The organism is Komagataeibacter xylinus (genome assembly GCF_009834365.1).
Taxonomy (GTDB): Bacteria; Pseudomonadota; Alphaproteobacteria; order Acetobacterales; family Acetobacteraceae; genus Komagataeibacter; species Komagataeibacter xylinus_D.
This window is the reverse complement of record NZ_CP041349.1, coordinates 62,978-80,842: the sequence shown is the minus strand read 5'-3', so window position 1 is coordinate 80,842 and position 17,865 is coordinate 62,978. Positions and strand designations below refer to the sequence as shown.

The 17,865-nt window shown below is 57.4% G+C and carries 19 protein-coding genes and 2 pseudogenes; 9 read left to right on the top strand and 12 right to left on the bottom strand.

Annotated features, from left to right (window positions below; translation table 11 throughout):
- Window positions 1–218: 218 nt before the first annotated feature.
- Window positions 219–742: pseudogene (locus FMA36_RS19920) on the top strand (NmrA family NAD(P)-binding protein); the annotation flags it as partial.
- Window positions 743–1,440: 698 nt separating this feature from the next.
- Here the strand turns inward: FMA36_RS19920 and FMA36_RS17210 are convergent.
- Entirely contained in the window at window positions 1,441–2,010 is a 570-nt protein-coding gene (locus FMA36_RS17210; protein ID WP_159264220.1) for an NADPH-dependent FMN reductase, read from the bottom strand.
- Window positions 2,011–2,045: 35 nt separating this feature from the next.
- Window positions 2,046–3,035, bottom strand: a complete 990-nt coding sequence (locus FMA36_RS17205) for an NAD(P)-dependent oxidoreductase (RefSeq protein WP_346766532.1) — start codon at window positions 3,033–3,035, stop codon at window positions 2,046–2,048.
- 86 nt (window positions 3,036–3,121) lie between these two features.
- Between FMA36_RS17205 and FMA36_RS17200 the strand changes: the two genes are divergently transcribed.
- Entirely contained in the window at window positions 3,122–3,844 is a 723-nt protein-coding gene (locus FMA36_RS17200) for an AraC family transcriptional regulator (protein WP_240906618.1), read from the top strand.
- 46 nt (window positions 3,845–3,890) lie between these two features.
- Here the strand turns inward: FMA36_RS17200 and FMA36_RS17195 are convergent, their stop codons facing one another.
- Window positions 3,891–4,379 (bottom strand): MarR family winged helix-turn-helix transcriptional regulator, encoded by a 489-nt coding sequence (locus FMA36_RS17195; RefSeq protein ID WP_159264214.1) that lies wholly within the window; start codon window positions 4,377–4,379, stop codon window positions 3,891–3,893.
- 61 nt (window positions 4,380–4,440) lie between these two features.
- On the opposite strand from FMA36_RS17195, the gene FMA36_RS17190 reads away from it, so the two are divergent.
- Entirely contained in the window at window positions 4,441–4,821 is a 381-nt protein-coding gene (locus FMA36_RS17190) for an FAD-dependent monooxygenase (protein ID WP_159264212.1), read from the top strand.
- Window position 4,822: 1 nt separating this feature from the next.
- Complete coding sequence (locus tag FMA36_RS17185; protein WP_159264210.1) at window positions 4,823–5,305, top strand: hypothetical protein; 483 nt, start codon at window positions 4,823–4,825, stop codon at window positions 5,303–5,305.
- A gap of 51 nt (window positions 5,306–5,356) precedes the next feature.
- Here FMA36_RS17185 and FMA36_RS17180 read toward each other — a convergent pair.
- Window positions 5,357–5,504 (bottom strand): annotated as a pseudogene (locus FMA36_RS17180) (IS5/IS1182 family transposase); the annotation flags it as partial.
- A 151-nt stretch (window positions 5,505–5,655) separates the two neighbouring features.
- Window positions 5,656–6,615 carry an IS481 family transposase gene (locus FMA36_RS17175; RefSeq protein WP_159264208.1) on the bottom strand — a complete coding sequence of 320 codons (960 nt, stop codon included), beginning with the start codon at window positions 6,613–6,615 and terminating at the stop codon, window positions 5,656–5,658.
- A 150-nt stretch (window positions 6,616–6,765) separates the two neighbouring features.
- On the opposite strand from FMA36_RS17175, the gene FMA36_RS17170 reads away from it, so the two are divergent.
- Window positions 6,766–7,520 (top strand): IS5 family transposase gene (locus FMA36_RS17170; RefSeq protein ID WP_159264207.1). Its coding sequence is split into 2 segments (ribosomal slippage): window positions 6,766–7,096 and window positions 7,096–7,520, totalling 756 coding nucleotides; the frame shifts between segments, so codons are not numbered across the junction.
- Between the two features lie 82 nt (window positions 7,521–7,602).
- Here the strand turns inward: FMA36_RS17170 and FMA36_RS17165 are convergent.
- Window positions 7,603–8,202, bottom strand: coding sequence for a TetR/AcrR family transcriptional regulator (locus FMA36_RS17165; protein WP_159264205.1), 600 nt, complete (start codon window positions 8,200–8,202; stop codon window positions 7,603–7,605).
- 89 nt (window positions 8,203–8,291) lie between these two features.
- Between FMA36_RS17165 and FMA36_RS17160 the strand changes: the two genes are divergently transcribed.
- Entirely contained in the window at window positions 8,292–9,518 is a 1,227-nt protein-coding gene (locus tag FMA36_RS17160) for an FAD-dependent monooxygenase (protein WP_159264203.1), read from the top strand.
- A 261-nt stretch (window positions 9,519–9,779) separates the two neighbouring features.
- Here the strand turns inward: FMA36_RS17160 and FMA36_RS17155 are convergent, their stop codons facing one another.
- Window positions 9,780–10,766 carry an amidohydrolase family protein gene (locus tag FMA36_RS17155; RefSeq protein ID WP_159264202.1) on the bottom strand — a complete coding sequence of 329 codons (987 nt, stop codon included), beginning with the start codon at window positions 10,764–10,766 and terminating at the stop codon, window positions 9,780–9,782.
- 39 nt (window positions 10,767–10,805) lie between these two features.
- Window positions 10,806–11,519 carry an SDR family oxidoreductase gene (locus tag FMA36_RS17150; protein ID WP_159264199.1) on the bottom strand — a complete coding sequence of 238 codons (714 nt, stop codon included), beginning with the start codon at window positions 11,517–11,519 and terminating at the stop codon, window positions 10,806–10,808.
- A 128-nt stretch (window positions 11,520–11,647) separates the two neighbouring features.
- On the opposite strand from FMA36_RS17150, the gene FMA36_RS17145 reads away from it, so the two are divergent.
- Window positions 11,648–12,553 (top strand): LysR family transcriptional regulator, encoded by a 906-nt coding sequence (locus FMA36_RS17145; RefSeq protein WP_159264197.1) that lies wholly within the window; start codon window positions 11,648–11,650, stop codon window positions 12,551–12,553.
- A 218-nt stretch (window positions 12,554–12,771) separates the two neighbouring features.
- Here FMA36_RS17145 and FMA36_RS17140 read toward each other — a convergent pair whose 3' ends face one another.
- Window positions 12,772–13,698, bottom strand: coding sequence for an AraC family transcriptional regulator (locus tag FMA36_RS17140; protein WP_159264196.1), 927 nt, complete (start codon window positions 13,696–13,698; stop codon window positions 12,772–12,774).
- 157 nt (window positions 13,699–13,855) lie between these two features.
- Between FMA36_RS17140 and FMA36_RS17135 the strand changes: the two genes are divergently transcribed.
- Window positions 13,856–14,746 (top strand): NAD(P)H-binding protein, encoded by an 891-nt coding sequence (locus FMA36_RS17135; protein ID WP_159264194.1) that lies wholly within the window; start codon window positions 13,856–13,858, stop codon window positions 14,744–14,746.
- 200 nt (window positions 14,747–14,946) lie between these two features.
- Here FMA36_RS17135 and FMA36_RS17130 read toward each other — a convergent pair whose 3' ends face one another.
- The 3 genes from FMA36_RS17130 to vapB form a co-directional block, all read right to left on the bottom strand.
- Window positions 14,947–15,840, bottom strand: coding sequence for a type 1 glutamine amidotransferase domain-containing protein (locus FMA36_RS17130; protein ID WP_240906617.1), 894 nt, complete (start codon window positions 15,838–15,840; stop codon window positions 14,947–14,949).
- Between the two features lie 606 nt (window positions 15,841–16,446).
- Window positions 16,447–16,857, bottom strand: coding sequence for a type II toxin-antitoxin system tRNA(fMet)-specific endonuclease VapC (vapC, locus tag FMA36_RS17125; RefSeq protein ID WP_159264190.1), 411 nt, complete (start codon window positions 16,855–16,857; stop codon window positions 16,447–16,449).
- Complete coding sequence (gene vapB, locus FMA36_RS17120) at window positions 16,858–17,082, bottom strand: type II toxin-antitoxin system VapB family antitoxin (protein WP_159264188.1); 225 nt, start codon at window positions 17,080–17,082, stop codon at window positions 16,858–16,860.
- Between the two features lie 179 nt (window positions 17,083–17,261).
- Between vapB and FMA36_RS17115 the strand changes: the two genes are divergently transcribed.
- Entirely contained in the window at window positions 17,262–17,687 is a 426-nt protein-coding gene (locus tag FMA36_RS17115; protein WP_159264187.1) for a hypothetical protein, read from the top strand.
- Window positions 17,688–17,865: the final 178 nt, after the last annotated feature.

The following is a 17,865-nucleotide window of genomic DNA, read 5'->3' as shown; positions in this document are numbered from 1 at the left end:
TCCGGGCCAGAAAAACGAAAAAATTGCGGTTTTTTTTCGCCGTAGACAGCCTGAAATTCGAGCCTTCCGGAAAGTATGGGAACCATAAACAATTAGTGAACAAAACAAACTGCAACTGTAGTGCTAGCTACCGCGAGATTTTGATTTTCAGATCCGAATGGTATTTCGGATAAATTCAGCTGTTATTTCGTTGAGAAAGGTAGGTCTACCGGTGTCATCTGGGACGCGGGACGCCGTTAGCCGATAAAGCAGGCTATGTCACTGGCTCCCTGGCAATGGAGGACCTCATCGCCAGCACTGGGGTCGCGATGCGTACGCTCACAATGCCGTCGTTCATGGACAACATTGCCAGACGCTCTCAAACCATAAAGGAACAGGGGGGTTTTCCTCACCCATCTCTGGCAACCTCAACATGCCAAGCTGTGCCACTCGCGACATTGCTGCGGTGGCAACACGTTGGCTGCTCGACGAGAGCTGGAACGATCAGAAAGATGTCGCGGTGCTGGGCCCCGAGAATATTTCCCTCAACGAGATGGCGGCCATCATGTCGGACGTGCTCGGCAGGCCAGTGCGTTTCGAGCAGGTTGCGTTCGAAGCTTATAAAGCCCGGTTCGTCCGGTATAGCTTTTCCGAGGCCATGGCACGGGGTATGACCGATATGATGTACGCCAAAAATCACGGTCTGGACCTCGGTGTACAGCGTACGACAGAAAACACGACCCCGACGAGTTTCCGTCAATGATGCGAGGATATTCTCAAGCCAGCTGCGCTGAGCCACAGATGATCAAAGCTGCACTTGTTCGGGAGATCGCGGCCTATCTCATTTTGCTTCGGTCAGGGTCAATTTTGCTTTGAACAGACAGCTGACCTCCCGTTCTCCCCACTATACGGCCTGTCTGATCCGCTGCGTCCGGGCATGACAGTTGGGGAGATAGCGCTGCGATCACGCAAACTCGCTTCAAACTGCACCGTGTTGCCGCTCGGGATTACCCGCCTCACAATAATAGAGGGAGGAAGATCAAGGCATCAGAAGCATGACACAACAGAAAAATCCTCGAACGTTACAAACCCTTCAGGATTTCTCGGCTTCTTTTCCGCAGTACAAGTCCTCGCACCACACACTTTGCGGAGGAGTCCAATTCTCAGTGAAAATCAACAAGCATGGTTTTAGCGACCGATGGGGCGGCGGGAGCAGCATCGAACCAATGCGCCGTCAGTTTTCAGACGTCCCGGGATGAAAAGGCATGACAATCCCCATGGACCGGAGAAATGCCAGCCCGCCGACCGCGAGGCCTTTGGTCGCATGGCTGATTTCCGACAGCAAGCCCCTCTACCACTTCCACACCGTCGCCAGCAAAGGCCTCCGGCCAGGATCGATACACGGACGACACATCGAACGACCCTCTGACAGCAGCTTTCATTATCGACACATGCCATCTTTCATTGTCCGTCTGTCAGAGTTTCCACCAAGGCGCGCCACCCTTCCTCAACCGAAGCCCGGCCAGGTTGAAGGGTCATGTCGTCGACAGGAGCGTCCGACTGGATAATGTCATGCGACAGCGTGAGAGCAGGCATGGGGGAGACGGGGCGCATCTTCAATCCATCCGCGACCTGACGAAGCTGTGCCGCGCACTTATCGCCGCCGTGACCGCCGTAGGTGACAATCAGCAGCGGTTTTCCCTTCCACTCTAGATAGCAATGGTCGATGGCGTTCTTCAGCGCGGCCGGATAGCCCCAGTTGTATTGCGGCGACACGAAAACGAAACCATCGGCCTGCGCCACCGTTTCGCTCCATGCGCGCGAATGCCGATGTTCATAAACGCCGTGGGCCGGAAGACCAGGTTCGTCGTCCATGGGCAGAGGCCAGTCCATAAGGTCCACGACATCGATGCGCAGATCCGTCGTTGCCTGTCCGATTGCAGCCACCCATTGCGCGATGACGGGACAATGACGCCCCGCCCGCACACTCCCCATGATCACCAGAATACGGTGTTTCAATTCATCTGCCATGTTTTCGGATTCTTTCCCTGAAGCCAAAGGATAACCTATTTCAGACCGCTCTCATGCCGGGCGCGTTCCATCAGAACCACGAAATCACGGTCGGCATCGCCTGCGCTGATGGCACTTAGCAGGCGATCGCGAACGACCGAAGCATAGGGCAACGGAACGCCATAATCACCGCCGGCATCCATGAACATCTTGACGTCTTTCAGGCCGAGCGTCACCGGTGCACCGGGATAATCATAGTCGTGCTCGACCATAAGCTTGCCGTAGTTCCTGTGAACGGGGGCATTGTAGAAACTGCCCGTCATGACCTCGAAGATTCTGCGCGGATCAGTACCCGCCTTCTCGTTGAGCGCGAACACTTCCGCCATTTGCTCTATGGTCGCGTAGATCATGAAGTTCAGCGATAGCTTGGCGAGATTGGCTTGGATGGGATCATCACCCAACATGAAGATATGCGGGCCGAAACATTTGAGTACAGGCTCCAATCTGTCCAGCGCATCGCCGGCTCCAGCCGCCATGACATATAGCTCTCCTGCTTCCGCCGCAGGCGGCCTACCGAGAACATTGGCACTGACATAAGTTTGTCCGCGCTCCCTATGGCCATCGCGCAGACGGCGTGCCTGAGCAAGCGAGACCGTACTACAGCAAACATGCATAGCTTTCGAGGACAATCCAGTGGCAATACCGTCTTCGCCGAACGTTATTTCCTGAGTGGTCGCATCGTCGAACATCATAGAGAAGACGACATCTATCTCCCGTGCGACAGCGGCAGGCGTTGCCACCAGAACCGCCCCCATTGCCACCAGATCGGCCGCTTTCGCCGCCGTGCGATTATAAACGACGAGATGGTGCCCTGCATTGCGAAGATGTTTCGCCATGGGATGACCCATGGCACCGAGCCCGATAAATCCAATCTTCATAGTAATCTGCCTCTTTCCTTTGATCTCGGGCCCTGGCGCGGACCTGTGTCGTGCCAGAGGACATTCTAAAAATGAATATCTTGGCGTGCGTCCTGCAGTAGGCCACATTCGGACTCATGTGCGCCAAATCGTCCCTGATTCCCTCGGCAACGGAATGTCCTGACGCGGACCTTCCTTGGCTGTTGGGTAGTCGCATGCAGCAGGCAACCCGCCGCATCGCCGACCTCCACGCGCACTCCCGCGGACAGATTTTCGGGATCGGGCACGGTGTCATGGCCATGCGAACCGAGAAAGCCTGCTGGCTGGTCGGGCCGGGACAGGCCTTGTGGCTGCCTCCCTTGTTACAGCACAGGGCCCGCTCCCATGGAGCAATTCGGGGATGGAGTCTGTTCGTCGATCAGAACCGTTCGCGGATATTACCTGCCGATCCCTTTCTCATGCGGGGCACGCCTCTTCTGATTGCTCAGGCGGAGCGCCTGTCACAATGCTCCTCCGGTGAGGTCTGGAACGACGTTCTCGCGCGTCTGGCCGAGACCTTCTGGGACGAGTTTCTTTCCTTGCCCCAAGCGTCGGTTTCCCTGCCCTTGCCTCAAGATGCCCGTTTGCGCCGCGTCGCTGATGCACTCAACGAAAACCCGGCCGATGGACGCGAACAGCAAGATTGGGCTGACGAAGCGTCCATGTCGGTGCGTTCCTTCGTCCGGCATTTCAGAGTGGAAACCGGAATGCCGTTTTCAGCGTGGCGTCAGCGCCTGCGCATATTGAACGCACAGGAGCGGTTGGCGTCCGGCGCGACTGTCACGGGCGCCGCGCTGGGCGTCGGTTACGAAAGTCTGGGGGCCTTTAATGCAACCTTTCGAAAGATCACAGGCTATCCCCCGAGCGCCTACGCGAAGTTGTGCCGTTCGGACGCGTGACCAAATGCCGATGAAAAGCCGGAACGTCCGCCGATCACATCGACGATCAAACTGAACGTCCCTCTTCCGGATCGATCGACGTGACGGCTCCGAGGGCCTCGGCGAACGCGGGCAGAAGCCGCGCAAGATCGTCAATGTCCCGTTTCGTCCATGACTGGAAGATTTTCCGGGCAATACGCGCGCGGGCGGCGTCGACCCTGTCCGTCATCGCCTTGCCTCTGGGCGCGATGACCGCCTCCCGTACCCGCCGGTCTCTGGCGCCAGGGCGACGTTCGACGAGTCCGAGATCATCAAGCTTGGCCACCTGCCGACTGACGGTCGTGTAGTCACGACCCATCCGGTCAGCCAAGTCCACGACGCCGATCGGCCCCAGGCGCTCGATCAGAACCAGTGGCGGAAATAGGGCCCGATCCAGCTTTATCCCGGCCTCTCTGATCATCGTCTCGTCCCGCTGCGGTTGATTCATGATCGCAAGAATATCAAGGAGTGCAGCGTGAAGAGTGCGAAATCTCGGCTCAATGTGTGTATTTTGCATATTTCTGTTGACGACACATCCAAGGTTCGTATATGTGAATTATACACACAATGAGGGTGTCATGCCAGATCATTTTGATACGGACGTCCTGATTGCGGGCGCTGGGCCAGCCGGTCTCACTTTAGCGATTGAACCGACCCGCCACGCGGTCCCCTTTTGTCTTATCGACAAAATGGATGGTCCGTTCATCGGTTCACGTGGCAGAGGCATTCTAGCCCGCACGCTCGATTTTTTTGAAGATATGGGCGTGGCGGAGAGGATCATCGGAACAAAAGGGGATCTCCATGACGATTGGAGACATTTTCAGGACGCTTATGGACTGCAACCCGGAAACTGGGTTTTAGTTCGGCCAGACGGATATATCGGCATGACCGTTCTGACCGAAGCGAGCGCTGAACTGGAGGCGTGTCTCGCGCAGGTTCTTTATGCAAAACACCACTGACATGGCGCGAAAACCCCTTACCCTGCGGGGCTGGGCGACCCCTTTGACTATGGGAAGCTTTTTCCTCATGGCGGGAACCGGCTCCCTCATGTTCTTCTGGTTCGGCAGCGGTCTTCTGGCCGTCGTGCATCGCTGGTGTTCATGGATATTTCTTGTTGCTGCGGGCGGACATATCGCCGCCAATGTTCGCCCTTTCAAAAACCATCTCAAATCCGGCATCGGGGCGGCCAGTGCGGCGACTTTCCTGTTGTTTTTCGGTCTGTCGATGTGGTCGTGGGGACTGGTGACGAAACCGGGTCTCATGAAGCCAGTTATTGCCACGCTTGCTGACGCCCCACTCGACTCGCTTGCAGCCCTGAAGCGGGAGCCGCCGGATACGCTGGTGGCGATACTGCGACAACGGGGATTGGCGCGACAGCGACGCAGTCGGTGCGCGATATCGCGTTGCGGAATGGGCTCGATCCTCAAAAGATCCTGGGAATGATTTTTGTGCCCAGGTAACGGTCGTAGAACGCCCTTATGCAGGCACGACCAGCGCCCGGACAATAGTGCTGTCGATCATCATGTATTCATTGTCATGATCCGCGGCGAGATGGTGAAATATCCTTTCGATCACACCAGCGGCGCAGTCGCTGGTGCACGTTTTTCCAGTCCCCGAAACGGCCAGGAAGAAGGTCTTTTATCCGCTCTCACTGGTCGTCACGTAAGCCATAGCGCCGCAACTGTTGTTCTCCTCCAAAGCCGGAAAAACAGCCAGCACAGAGCGACAGAACGTACAACCCTCACTTCAAGCTCTCAGGGCTTAACTGACGGCACGCCGTAGCATATTCATTCCTAGGTGTTTAGTCCCAGGGTTTGATGGGTTGGATTGATGATGAATCTTTCCGGGTCTGAAGTCCAGATCTTGCAGATGTATTCACAGGGCGTGAGACCTTTGAGGGTCTTGAGCCTTCGTCCAAAATTATAGGCGGCTATGAAATCATTGAGGTGAGACCTCAACTGCTCATGGCTGTCATAATGAAAGCGTTTGACGGTTGCTTCCTTGATCGTGCGGTTCATCCGCTCGACCTGGCCATTGGTCCAGGGGTGATTGGGCTTTGTCAGGCGATGCTCGATCCCGTTGGCCTCGCAGATCATGTCGAAACGCATGGAACGTGACCATGCCATACCGCGGTTACGGGGCTGCTCGGCGAACTGGATGCCATTGTCGGTCAGGATGGTATGAATCCGGTAGGGCACGACACGCAGAAGATGTTCGAGAAACTCCCAGGCGGTTCTTCTGTTGGCCTTGTCCGCGAGTTGCACCACCGCGAACTTGCTTGTCCGGTCTATGGCGACGAAAAGATGCAGCTTGCCTTCAGCGGTCTGGACCTCGGCGATGTCGAGGTGGAAGAACCCGATCGGGTAGCGTCTGAAGCGCTGACGCTTCGGTTTGTCCCCTTCAATGTCAGGCAGGCGTGACATCCCATGACGCTGAAGACAGCGATGCAGGGCTGAGCGTGTCAGATGCGGGATGGTGGCCTGCAACGCATAAAGACAATCGTCCAGCGGCAGTAAGGTATGTCGCCGGAAAGCTACGACCATCGCTTCGTCCGTCTCGGACAGAACCGTTGAGCGCGGCTTTTGGGGACCGGTCTTCTGATCCTCGACAGTCGGACGATTCCGCCATTTCGCCACCGTTTTTGGATTGATCCCAAACTTCTCGCTCAGCGCCGAGAGCGAAGCCTGCGATCGCTGTATTGCTGCTCGCACCGCGTGCGTGGTCGTGGCGCTGCCATGACGTATCTGTCCCATAATGCTTCCTTCCACTCACGTGAAAATACCACACCATCAAACCCTGGGACTAAACACCTAGGGCGTGTCGTCAGTTAGCATCTGCCGCTATGAGGCTTGTACTCCCGCTTGATCTGCGATGTTTTCTCTCTGTTTTCAGGGAGAGAATGAATGCGACGATATGGCCTGAGTGACAGCCAGTGGGAACGGATAAAAGATCTTCTCCCGGGTCGTGAAGGCCATGTCGGCGGAACGGCTGCCGATAACCGTCTGTTTGTGGAAGCAGTTCTGTATCGTTACCGTGCCGGCATTCCCTGGCGTGACCTGCCAGCGCGGTTCGGGGATTGGAAGAATGTTCACAGACGTCTGCGCCGCTGGTGCGAAGGCGGCGTGATCGAACGAATTTTCCGGCATCTGGCCGCCGATCGTGACAACGAATACATGATGATCGACAGCACGATTGTCCGGGCTCACCAGCACAGTGCGGGTGCCCGTAAAAAAGGGGCGCGGATCAGGCCAGCGGGCGGTCCCGTGGCGGACTGACTTCGAAAATCCACGCCATTGTCGATGCCGCAGGAAAGGCGGTCGCCCTGTCCCTGACGCCCGGGCAGAAAGCGGACATCACGGAAGCAGGTCCCCTGCTGGATGAAGTCGACCCTGCAACGTTTATCGCCGACAAGGCTTATGACGCCAATCTGCTCATTGAAACGCTTGAAGCGCGAAAGATCACACCGGTTATCCCTTCAAGGAAAAACCGACGCCATCCACGGAAAATCAGCTTCCAGTTCTACAAAAACAGAAACATCATTGAGCGTTTCTTCGCCAGGCTGAAGCAGTTCAGGGGCATTGCAACACGCTACGACAAGCTGAAGTCAACATTCTTCGCAGCAGTGCAACTCGTCTCCGCCATCATCGGAATTAACTGACGACACGCCCTACTGACTGTCGCTAGGACCGTCCCGATGCCCACCCTCAAGGGGGATGGAGCCGCCAACGCGTGATGACACGTCACATCTGAGAAGAAGGCTCATCCCGTCGAACCAGTGGCAGGAAGATATCGTCGACAATCTCGCGGATGGCGTCATCAGACAAGGGCTGAAATGTCATCATCATCTCATGCCGGGCAAGATCCAATGGAAGTGATGTAATCCGTGGCGTGAGACGGGTTGGATCGATTTCACCCCGTTCGATTGCACGTCCGATGACGGCATGGAACTGGCTGCCGTCTACAATACGTGCCCGTATTTCGGCAAAACTGGACCGTTCGGCCACGAGATCCTTCTGCATGTCGAAGAACAGTTGCAGGTCCCGGGATCCGGCGCGATCCGACATGCAGCGGAGAAGATGACAGAGTTCTTCGCGCAGGCTGCCCATATCTGAAATGACGATATTCGCCCGCGCGAATTGCTGCGCGAGCGCCGCCGTCGCGAGTGCCGTGCGGCTGGGCCAGCGCCGATGCAGCACCGGGCGGCTGGTTTCCGCACGACGCGCGACGTTTTCCATCGTCAGGCCCGCGTAACCATGTTCTGTCAGTTCCGCCCAGGTCGCTTCCAGAATCGCCTCTTCCAGCGCTGCACCGCGTCTTCGTGTCTGTCTTTGAACTCTCATGACTCTCCATTAAGATGCATAAGGAATCTTATTGCCTTTCATTATGCGCCCTATAAGATGCTCAGAGAAGCTTATTCCGAGTAAATATCATGATTACACCAATGGTTCCAGCACAGCGCCGCTCCGTCCTCATCTCCGGCGCCAGCATTGCGGGTCCGGCGCTCGCCTTCTGGCTTGACCATTATGGCTTCGACGTGACGGTGGTCGAGCGGGCACCGACGATCCGGACCGGCGGCTATCCGATCGACGTGCGTGGCACGGCGATCGACGTGGTCGAGCGTATGGGCCTGCTGCCCCAGATCCGCGCGGCCCATATCGCCTCTCGCGCGATGACTTTCGTGGACAGAGCCAGCATGGTCATTGGCAGCGTGCCGATCTACGAGGCGATCTGCAGCGACACCGAACGCGATGTCGAACTGCCGCGCGGCACGCTGACGACGCTGCTCCATGACGCGACACGTAACGGCAACATCGATTACTGTTTCAACGATTCAATCGACACACTTCGTGATGACGGTAAAGGCGTCGATATCGGGTTCGCCAGCGGTCGGCAGGCACGATACGATATCGTCATCGGCGCGGACGGTCTGCACTCACGCACCCGCCGGCTGGTCTTCGGTCCCGAGGCGCCGTTCAACCATTCCCTCGGTTTCTGCTTCAATCTTTTTTCCATGCCAAATGACAAAGGCCTGTCGCATGGCGGGGTCGTTCATGCCGAGCCGGGACGCACGGCCGCCATATGGGCGGTTCAGGACAGTCCGAGGGTCTTCGGCTTTCTTGCTTTTGCAACGGACGAAGCACCGGTTTCCACCAGCCGTGACGCAGAGGAGCAGATCCGGCGTATGAGGGCCGCCTTCGCCGGCATGGGCTGGGAGGTTCCGCGTCTGCTCGACGCGATGGCGCAGGCCGATGATCTGTATTTCGATTCCGTCAGCCAGATCCGCATGCCGCACTGGTCGAAAGGGCGCGTGGCACTGGTGGGCGATGCCGCATTCGCGCCGTCTTTCCGCTCTGGACAAGGCACCAGCCTGGCACTGGTTGGCGCCTATGTGCTGGCAGGCGAACTGGCGACCCGTGACGACCCGCAAGACGCGTTTGCGGCCTATGAGCGCATCGCACGCCCCTTTGTCGAGGCAAACCAGGCACTGGCAACCGATGACAACGGGGCCTTCTTCCTGCCAAGGACGCAAAAGGATATCGAGACACGCGACCACATCCTTGCCGAAATCATACGAAACGGCACGGCTGGCATGTTCGATAACACCAAGGCGAGAGTGCATAATTCGTTACGGCTGTCAGACTACGCGTCTGTGTAACGAAATTACAGGCATTGGCGATCGAGACGGATATTTTCCATGTCCACTACCAGATGTTCTCGCTTGCCATCTCTAACGGCTCGACTACGGCGGAAGTGGTTGGTCCTCTTAGCGCGAGCCAAGCAGACAGACCGCCCAGTGTTTTCAGTATCCGATGAACGATTGCAAAAAAGCCAAATAGAACGTGTTTCAGGAACGATGCTGTGCTGTAGGGTCCACTACAGGACAACAAACTTTGTGCGAGGTGGCGATGCTCTACAGCTAATCCGCACGATGGTCCTGTGTCAGTCTTTGCCAATTCCCATGGGCAAAGGCTGCTTTGTCGGCGTCATCCAGCCCACATTCCGCCAGGAACCGTCGCGCGTCGCCGCCCGGCCGATACTGATAAGGATAATCCGTGGAAAACAGCAGTCTGTCTTCTCCGACAATGCTGGCGGCATGCGCCAGATAGTGGGGGCTGAACATGCCGCTGGCAGTGACGTACAGGTTACGCCGCAGGTAAACCGAGATTGGATGTGCCAGGCCGGACACGCGGTCCATCGCCGCCAGACGCTCGGCATAGAACAGCACAACTTCGCCCCAGTGGCCGAGAATGACCTGCAGATCCGGTAGACGGTCGAACGTACCGGCAAGCACGAGCCGAATGAACTGAATCCCGGCATCGTAGTGCCAGCCAAGGCCATACATGGCGAACGCTGCATCCACTTCCGGTGTAAAATCCGAATAATAGGCTGACCGTACCGCTGAGGCGGGCGTACGAGGGTGGAGCAGGACTGGCACGCCAAGCGCGGATGCGCTCTCGAAAATGGGCCACAGGTCCGAATGGTCAAGGTTGCGGTTTCCCACCCGACCACACAGCATCGTACCCTTGAAGCCAAGCGTCCGGACGCAGCGCTCCAGTTCCAGCGCCGCCTCTTCCGGCTGTCCTACCGGCAACACGGCCAGCGCCTGAAAGCGGTCCGGACGACGGGTGATGACTTCAGCTACGGCATCGTTAGCACGACGAGCCAGCTCAACACTTTCCTGTCCAAGATCATGCAAAGCCGGCGTGGTGAGCGACAGCACCTGAATGTCCAGGCCGGTTTCGTCCATCAAGACAAGCCGCATGTCGGCAAGATCGAACAGGCGTCGCTCAACTTCACCCGAGTGAGCGGCAGCGCTTGGATCTGTCGCGGCCAACCCAATCGCCTCCCAGGCTTTGCGTACGTCCGCCGTCAGATAATGCTCTTCGATGCCGATCAACTTCATTCGTATTCTTTCCTGTCATTCGCGTCGTTCTCCGTGTGCTCACCACGGCACGGTCTTGCCATTTCTGTCGATGAAGCGCAGGCCCGGAGTACCCTGTTGTGCAACGAGTGTAGCGACCAGTTGTGGAATGGTTTCCGCGATACTGAATGGTGCGTCCGGGCCGCCTAACTCCGTGCGGATCCAGCCTGGTGCCATCAGTATCATCGCTCGCTTGTCGTCGCCGTGACGGGCCGCATAGCAGCGCATGTATTGATTGAGCGCGGCCTTGCTACCCCGGTAGACTTCGTGGCCGCCTCTGACGTTATTGGCAATGCTGCCCTGACCCGACGACATGACTCCGATCAGACCGTCAGGACGCACGAGGTCCTGCAGGCCTTCTACAGTGCGCATCACACCAAGTGCGTTGGTGAGCATGACGCGTACGAATTCTTCCGTTGAAGTTTCCGCAATTGTTTCGGACTGATTGTGGTTGGCAGTGCCCGCGTTGACGAATAGCATATCAAAAGCGTGCGCCGAGAACCGATCGCGCAGGGCCGCGATCTGAGCGGGCTCAGTGATGTCGAGGGATTCGATCGTCACCTGCGCAGCATGCGCGTCGGCCAGGTCGTGCAGTTCGGTTCGCCCATGCTCGCGTACCGTTCCAACGACGTGCCAACCCTTCTTCACGAACTCGGCCGCCATGGCCAGTCCGAGGCCACGTGATGCGCCGACAAGGAGGATGGCCGGAGATTGATGATTGAGCGAATTTGTCATGCTGCAGGTCCTTGCATCGTGTCCTTCCATAATTAGACGCCATTATGGAAGGCGCCAGACGCATGGAATGCAAAGTATGATTGCATCAGACGCTATATCCGACAGAAGGAAGCAACTATGCTCTCCTCATGGCCTCCATCGATCTGAACCTGCTGACCGCCCTTGACGTCCTCCTGGCAGAGCGCAGCGTCACGAACGCCGCCAGGCGTCTTGGCTTGAGCCCATCCGCAACAAGCCGAACATTGGCGCGCCTTCGCTCAGTCACAGGTGATGCCCTGCTGGTACAGGCGGGGCGTTCGCTCGTAGCGACGCCTTATGCAGAGCAGCTGGCCGATCGTGTCCATGCGCTCGCACAGGAGGCAAGAACAGTGCTTGCGCCCGCTCCAGGCCATATAGACCCAGCTTTACTGGAGCGGCTTTTTACGATCCGCGCCAACGAAGGGTTCGTGGCACTGTTCGCCCCCGCGCTTGTCGCTGCCATTACCAAAGGCGCGCCCCGGGTCCGTCTTTGCTTCGCTCCCAAGCCCGACAAGGAAGCCACGCCGTTGCGTGACGGAACGATTGATCTGGAAATCGGAACGGCCGGTGCGTCCGCACCAGAGATGAGAAGCCAGCTTATCTTTCGCGACCGCTTTGTCGGAGCGGCGCGTCTGCACCACCCACTGCTCGAAGGTCCGATCACACCACAGCTTTATGCTGCTTGTGGGCACGTCGTCACGTCTCGCCGTGGTGTCTCAAAAGGACCTGTGGATCAGGCTTTGCATGACCTTGACCTGCGACGTGAGATCGTCGTGATCGTGCCGAGCTTTCTTGATGCACTGAATATCGCGCGTCATTCGGACCTGATCGCGCTCGTGCCACATTCCTGCATGAGCGATCGGGTAATGATGGCGAAGGGCCTCCAGAGCTTCGACCTGCCCGTGCCGACACCGGAACTGGCGATCAGCGCCATGTGGCATCCGCGTTTCGACGCCGATCCGGCCCATCGCTGGCTGCGACAGAAAGTCATGGATACGTGCCGGAGGGTGTCATAGGCTATTATAGGGATGTCTGACGCTGACGTTCGCCAGTTTGTCGCAGATCTTGGCAATGCCGAGCGCTTGAGAACTTTAATGAAGGCTGTTTCTGGCAGATAGTATTCCTCGCAACACAAAACGGCAGCAAGCTATCGCGAGATTTTGATATTCAGATCCGAATGGTATTTCGGCTAAATTCAGCTGCTGTTTCGTTGAGAAAGACAGGTCTACCGGTGTCATCTGGGACGGTCTTCGTTGACCGATCTGCAGTATTGTCGCGGCGAACATCCTATGAATCGCCTGAAGGCTGCGCTAAACGCGCTCTCGGACTCGTATCCGAGAGTTTCGGCGATGACTGAAACCGGATCGCCAGCATGCGCCAGTCTGTCGCAGGCCAGAAGCATCCGCCAGCGTGTCAGATATTGCATGGGAGTTTCGCCTGCTACGTCCTTGAAGCGGAGGGCAAAAACCGATCGCGACATGCCTGCCTGTATTGCCAGGTCTCGCAATGTCCAGCGTCGTGCCGGATCAGCATGCATGGCAGTGATTGCAAGACCAAGCTGCTTGTCCGCAAGGGCGAAGAACCATCCCGTGCCTTCGCTGAAACTCTCCGCAAGATTCACGCGCAGAGCCTGTACGAGCATCATATGGGCGAGGTCCTGTGCGATGAGATCGCCACCCGGCTTCTTCTCACGCAGTTCCTGCATCAGACGCTCGACAGACCAACGGAGAAGTACCTGATCAGATTTCTTGAGAAGATGCACAACCGGGGGAAGCAGTCCCAGCAATATATCCGCATGCTTACCGTCAACAGCGAACCGACTGACAAGCAACGAGAAACTGCCGCCCTCGCCGACAGTCGCCACACCGCCGCCCCGAGCTTCAGAGAAGACCGCCGATGCTGCGACCGACGGCAAGGCAAGATCGCTGGCCAGTCGAAACGGCCGTGCGCTTGGGAGGACGAAGCAGTCCCCCTGCTCCAGGCGCATGACGTTTTCAACACCGTCGACGGCCAACCAGCACTCGCCTGACAGAATGACATAGGATTTGATGTGTTTGTGCTGGCCGCCGAACTGGATCGACCATTCCCCTCCAGCATCGAAGCGAGACGAGATGGCGCGATGCGGCCTCAGCAGAGAGAGAAGTTCCGAAAGTGGGTCCATAAGGCATCTCCGGACGATCGCGACGATATGGCGGACCTTGCAGTATAGATGGTCCTGGTGGAAATGACCTATCTCTGGCTTTGCTAAAACTCAGACCACGCTGCGCAGACTTCCATGTTGAGCGCTGCTCTGGTCGGCAGTGAAAGGTTGAGTATCCATGATTGTTGTAACCGCCCCTGCTGGCGATATTGGCCATCAGGTTATGGCCAGACTGCTTGAAGCAGGAGCCCCTGTTCGTGTCATTGCACGCGACCCCTCCAAACTCAGTGAAGACGTGTGCACTCGTGTCGAGGTCGTTCAGGGTTCACACGGCGACGCCAAAGTTGTGGATCATGCGTTCGCCGGTGCAGATGCCCTGTTCTGGTTGGTGGCGGCCGATCCTCAGGCCGCAAGCGTTGAAGCCGCTTTCGTCGACTTCACACGGCCAGCGGCTGCGGCGCTAAAGACCCGGGGAGTCAAACGGATCGTTGTTATCTCGGGTCTGGGACGCGGGACGCCGTTCGCCGATAAAGCAGGCTATATCACTGGCTCCCTGGCAATGGAGGACCTCATCGCCAGCACAGGGGTCGCGATGCGTACGCTCACGATGCCGTCGTTCATGGACAACATTGCCAGACGCGCTAAAACCATAAAGGAACAGGGGGTGTTTTCCTCACCCATCTCTGGCGACCTTAAGATGCCAAGCTGTGCCACTCGCGACATTGCTGCGGTGGCAACACGTTGGCTGCTCGACGAGAGCTGGAACGATCAGAAAGATGTCGCGGTGCTGGGCCCCGAGAATATTTCCCTCAACGAGATGGCGGTCATCATGTCGGACGTGCTCGGCAGGCCAGTGCGTTTCGAGCAGGTTGCGTTCGAAGCTTATAAAGCCCGGTTCGTCCGGTATGGCTTTTCCGAGGCCATGGCACAGGGCATGACCGACATGATGTACGCCAAAAGCCACGGTCTGGACCTTGGTGTACAGCGTACGCCAGAAAACACGACCCCGACGAGTTTCCGTCAATGGTGCGAGGACATTCTCAAGCCAGCTGCGCTGAGCCACAGATGATTAAAGCTGCACTTGTTCGGGAGATCGAGGCGTATCTCATTTTTCTTCGGCCCGGTTCAGTTTTGCTTTGAACCGATAGCTCACCTTCCGTTCTCCCCCCCTTTGTCGCCTGTCGGGTCCACGGAAACGGAGCAGACAGGCGGACAGGTCATCTCATTGCGGACACAGAAGGTATCATTAGCCTGATCGAAATGCGGACATCATCTGAGCGACGACACACCGTGGTTTTTTATCTGGTTGTCGAGAGCTTTCACTAAAGCCACGCTAAATTCCTTATCGGAAAACGGTTGCTGTGCCGTGATGAGTTCCCGGTCGGTCACAACGTTCGGTGTCCAGATCCGGGCTTCCTCGACCGTGGCACCCGCATCCGCCAGCGCCGTAGCAGGATAGAAAAGAACATGCCCGTTGAGCTGATGCGTTTCGGCAAACTGCTCTTCCGGTGTCGAAAAGACGGTCATGTGGTAGCCGGTATAGGGCCACCCTGCCGCTAACCGACGAATATCATTTGTGTTTCCAGCAACGAGCGCCGCATGAAAACCTCTGGCGTCCGGCAGGCTGGAAGCCAGGGCAACCGGACCATGACAGATCAGCCCGGTCGTTTTCCCGGCATTGTGGAAGGCGCGCAGGATCTCACCCAGATCAGGATCGGTCATCAGATCCTCCAAGGGCGCGTGACCGCCGGGAACAACGATCCCGACATACGAACCAATCCCTTCCGCCCGGACTGAGGCGAGGGTGCGCGGATGTTTGAGTGAGTCCAGCCTCTCGACGAACTGTATCGTGTCCTGAAGGGCTTTTTCGCTCCCTCCAAAATATCGGGCAGATGCAGAGTGCGCGTCCCAGGTCACGGCATTGCCTTGCGGGTCAGCGAATACCGGCTCGTAGCCAGCCTGGATCAGCGCTTGCACCGGAACCGCGAATTCATTGAGATAGAAGCCGGTGGGATAGTGTCGGCCGTCGCGCAATGTGAGTTCGTGCACGCTGGAAAGAACGACCAGCACGCGCCCCCTGTTGTGGCTTTGTGCCATGGCCCGATGGCTGAAGCCACAGAAGGTGACAGCAAAGAACAGTGTGGTGACGATGGCGCGCAGCATGAACATCATCCTTTCCATGCGGTGGAAGGCTCGCGGAGCGCCGCCTTGCGACGAGCGACATTCTCCGGATGCTGACCGATCATCAGGCTCCTGTCCAGAACCGCACGAAACCTGAAAATCAGGCCGTTTTTACCGAAAGTGTCCGCTTTGTCACTACATCACGCCCAAACCGGACCTTCCGTTCGCCCCCAATTGCCGTCATCCCGACATAGCATTGTCTCAGGAGTTTCTGCATGCCCGAGGGCAGTGTCCCCTCCCCCGCTCTTTCTCCTGCGCCCGATTACGCCCCGGTACGCCGGAGCACGCCGATTTATGGCTGCGTATGGAGCAGTTGGTTGCGGGTATCGGGCACCCCGATTTGAACCTACCGGTGTTAAGACATTGAAATGATGGATAATTCGATAGGCGTGTGGTGTGTGGAGCAACAAAAAACCCCGCCAAGTCAGTGACTTAGCGGGGTTTTTTATGGTATTTCTGGTTGCGGGGGCCTGCAACCGAAGAAAACTGCTGCTTGTCAGCGGGTTCGTTGAAAGGCTCGTTGCATGACATAGTCGATTGATAAACAATCGTTTTTATCAATATTTTGTCTCGCCTCAGCCTTGCCGGTCAGACCGTGTCAGTCAGCCAGTTTTCGGTTCGAAGACCCTCCACCCGCTGAAATTCCCGCAGATTGCCGGTCACCACAATCAGCCCTTTGCTCCGGGCATGCCCGGCAATCATGAGATCATATGGACCTATGATACGCCCATTCCGTTCAAGATCGGCCCGAATGTCCGCCGTATGGGCGGCCGCTTCACTGTCGAATGGCAAGACCGCCAGCCTTACCGCGAAGTGCTCGACCTCACGCCTTGTGCGCACAGGATCAGACGAGCGTTCCGCGCCATAAAGCAGTTCATACAGAACCACGTCCGAGATGCAGAGTTCCTCCGCACAGCTGTTGAACCTCGGACGCAACCCCTGCGGTCGATCCCGCAACACCCGGATACAGAGGTTCGTATCCAGCAGATAACGCAGCATTCAGAGCGCCTCGCGTTCCTGCATGACTGGCTGGTTCCGCTCCCCCAGATCCACCCCGTGGGCCGCAAAGAAATCATCCCGCGCCGCATCGGCCGGAGCGATGATCCGCCGAGACCCTTCGGACACGATGACCACCTCGCGTACCTGCTCCCCGAAGGCGACCATCTTCGGCAGACGTACTGCCTGCGAGCGGTTGGATAGAAAGAGTGTCGTACGGGTCAGCATCGGATACCCCTCCCTATGGATATATATCATGTATATCCCATTTGGACGTTGATGTCCCGTATTTTTAGGGCCCTACGCACCGACTGCATACAAGCGGGCCGGATGATACAGTAGATCTTCCGCCCGCCCCATGATGGTCTCGCTCTCCTCTCTCTCTGAAAGACAAAAAGACAGCAGTCATGACAGACAGGCCACGAACACGGAGCAACGCTTTCGCTCGGGCAGAAGAACGGGGACGCCACCTGGCAGCCACCATTCTGTCAGAGCAGGACATGCTGACGGGTGAGGCTTTCGCCCACTACCTTGGCCTGACTGTCTCAGACCTGCATGATATGGAACAGGCCCATGCTGTCCTCGTTCTGCCAGGACCTTCACCACGGGAATCGCGCTATCCGGCCTGCCAGATCAGCGCGACGGGACAGCCCTTCCCTGTCCTGCCGGTGCTTTTCGAGACTCTGGGCGACAGCGGATGGACCATTTACCGCTTCCTGATGCAATCTCATCCTGAACTTGCGGGTCAGACAGCCCTGGAAGCGCTTCGCGATGGCCGGGACGCACTGGTCATCCGGCTTGCCCACAGCATTGCGGAAGGAACCTTCGCCTGACCGCCCTTGCTGGTCGAACCTCTTCACTTCACCCCTCGCACATCCTGCGGGCCCACAACGTGAAGCGTGGCCCCGACTGTCCGGCTGCCGGTGTCATGGCAAAGCGACATTCTCTCACCCTTTTCCGATTACGCCTATTTACGCCGCGTCCCGCCCTTCTACCCGGGTCAGTTCTCAG

Coding starts and splice junctions, on each gene's coding strand:
- FMA36_RS17210 (WP_159264220.1), bottom strand. CDS start 2,010: ATGGCAGATGAATTGAAACACCGTATTCTGGTGATCATGGGGAGTGTG.
- FMA36_RS17205 (WP_346766532.1), bottom strand. CDS start 3,035: ATGTGGCCTACTGCAGGACGCACGCCAAGATATTCATTTTTAGAATGT.
- FMA36_RS17200 (WP_240906618.1), top strand. CDS start 3,122: ATGCAGCAGGCAACCCGCCGCATCGCCGACCTCCACGCGCACTCCCGC.
- FMA36_RS17195 (WP_159264214.1), bottom strand. CDS start 4,379: ATGCAAAATACACACATTGAGCCGAGATTTCGCACTCTTCACGCTGCA.
- FMA36_RS17190 (WP_159264212.1), top strand. CDS start 4,441: ATGCCAGATCATTTTGATACGGACGTCCTGATTGCGGGCGCTGGGCCA.
- FMA36_RS17185 (WP_159264210.1), top strand. CDS start 4,823: ATGGCGCGAAAACCCCTTACCCTGCGGGGCTGGGCGACCCCTTTGACT.
- FMA36_RS17175 (WP_159264208.1), bottom strand. CDS start 6,615: ATGGGACAGATACGTCATGGCAGCGCCACGACCACGCACGCGGTGCGA.
- FMA36_RS17165 (WP_159264205.1), bottom strand. CDS start 8,202: ATGAGAGTTCAAAGACAGACACGAAGACGCGGTGCAGCGCTGGAAGAG.
- FMA36_RS17160 (WP_159264203.1), top strand. CDS start 8,292: ATGATTACACCAATGGTTCCAGCACAGCGCCGCTCCGTCCTCATCTCC.
- FMA36_RS17155 (WP_159264202.1), bottom strand. CDS start 10,766: ATGAAGTTGATCGGCATCGAAGAGCATTATCTGACGGCGGACGTACGC.
- FMA36_RS17150 (WP_159264199.1), bottom strand. CDS start 11,519: ATGACAAATTCGCTCAATCATCAATCTCCGGCCATCCTCCTTGTCGGC.
- FMA36_RS17145 (WP_159264197.1), top strand. CDS start 11,648: ATGGCCTCCATCGATCTGAACCTGCTGACCGCCCTTGACGTCCTCCTG.
- FMA36_RS17140 (WP_159264196.1), bottom strand. CDS start 13,698: ATGGACCCACTTTCGGAACTTCTCTCTCTGCTGAGGCCGCATCGCGCC.
- FMA36_RS17135 (WP_159264194.1), top strand. CDS start 13,856: ATGATTGTTGTAACCGCCCCTGCTGGCGATATTGGCCATCAGGTTATG.
- FMA36_RS17130 (WP_240906617.1), bottom strand. CDS start 15,840: ATGCTGCGCGCCATCGTCACCACACTGTTCTTTGCTGTCACCTTCTGT.
- vapC (WP_159264190.1), bottom strand. CDS start 16,857: ATGCTGCGTTATCTGCTGGATACGAACCTCTGTATCCGGGTGTTGCGG.
- vapB (WP_159264188.1), bottom strand. CDS start 17,082: ATGCTGACCCGTACGACACTCTTTCTATCCAACCGCTCGCAGGCAGTA.
- FMA36_RS17115 (WP_159264187.1), top strand. CDS start 17,262: ATGACAGACAGGCCACGAACACGGAGCAACGCTTTCGCTCGGGCAGAA.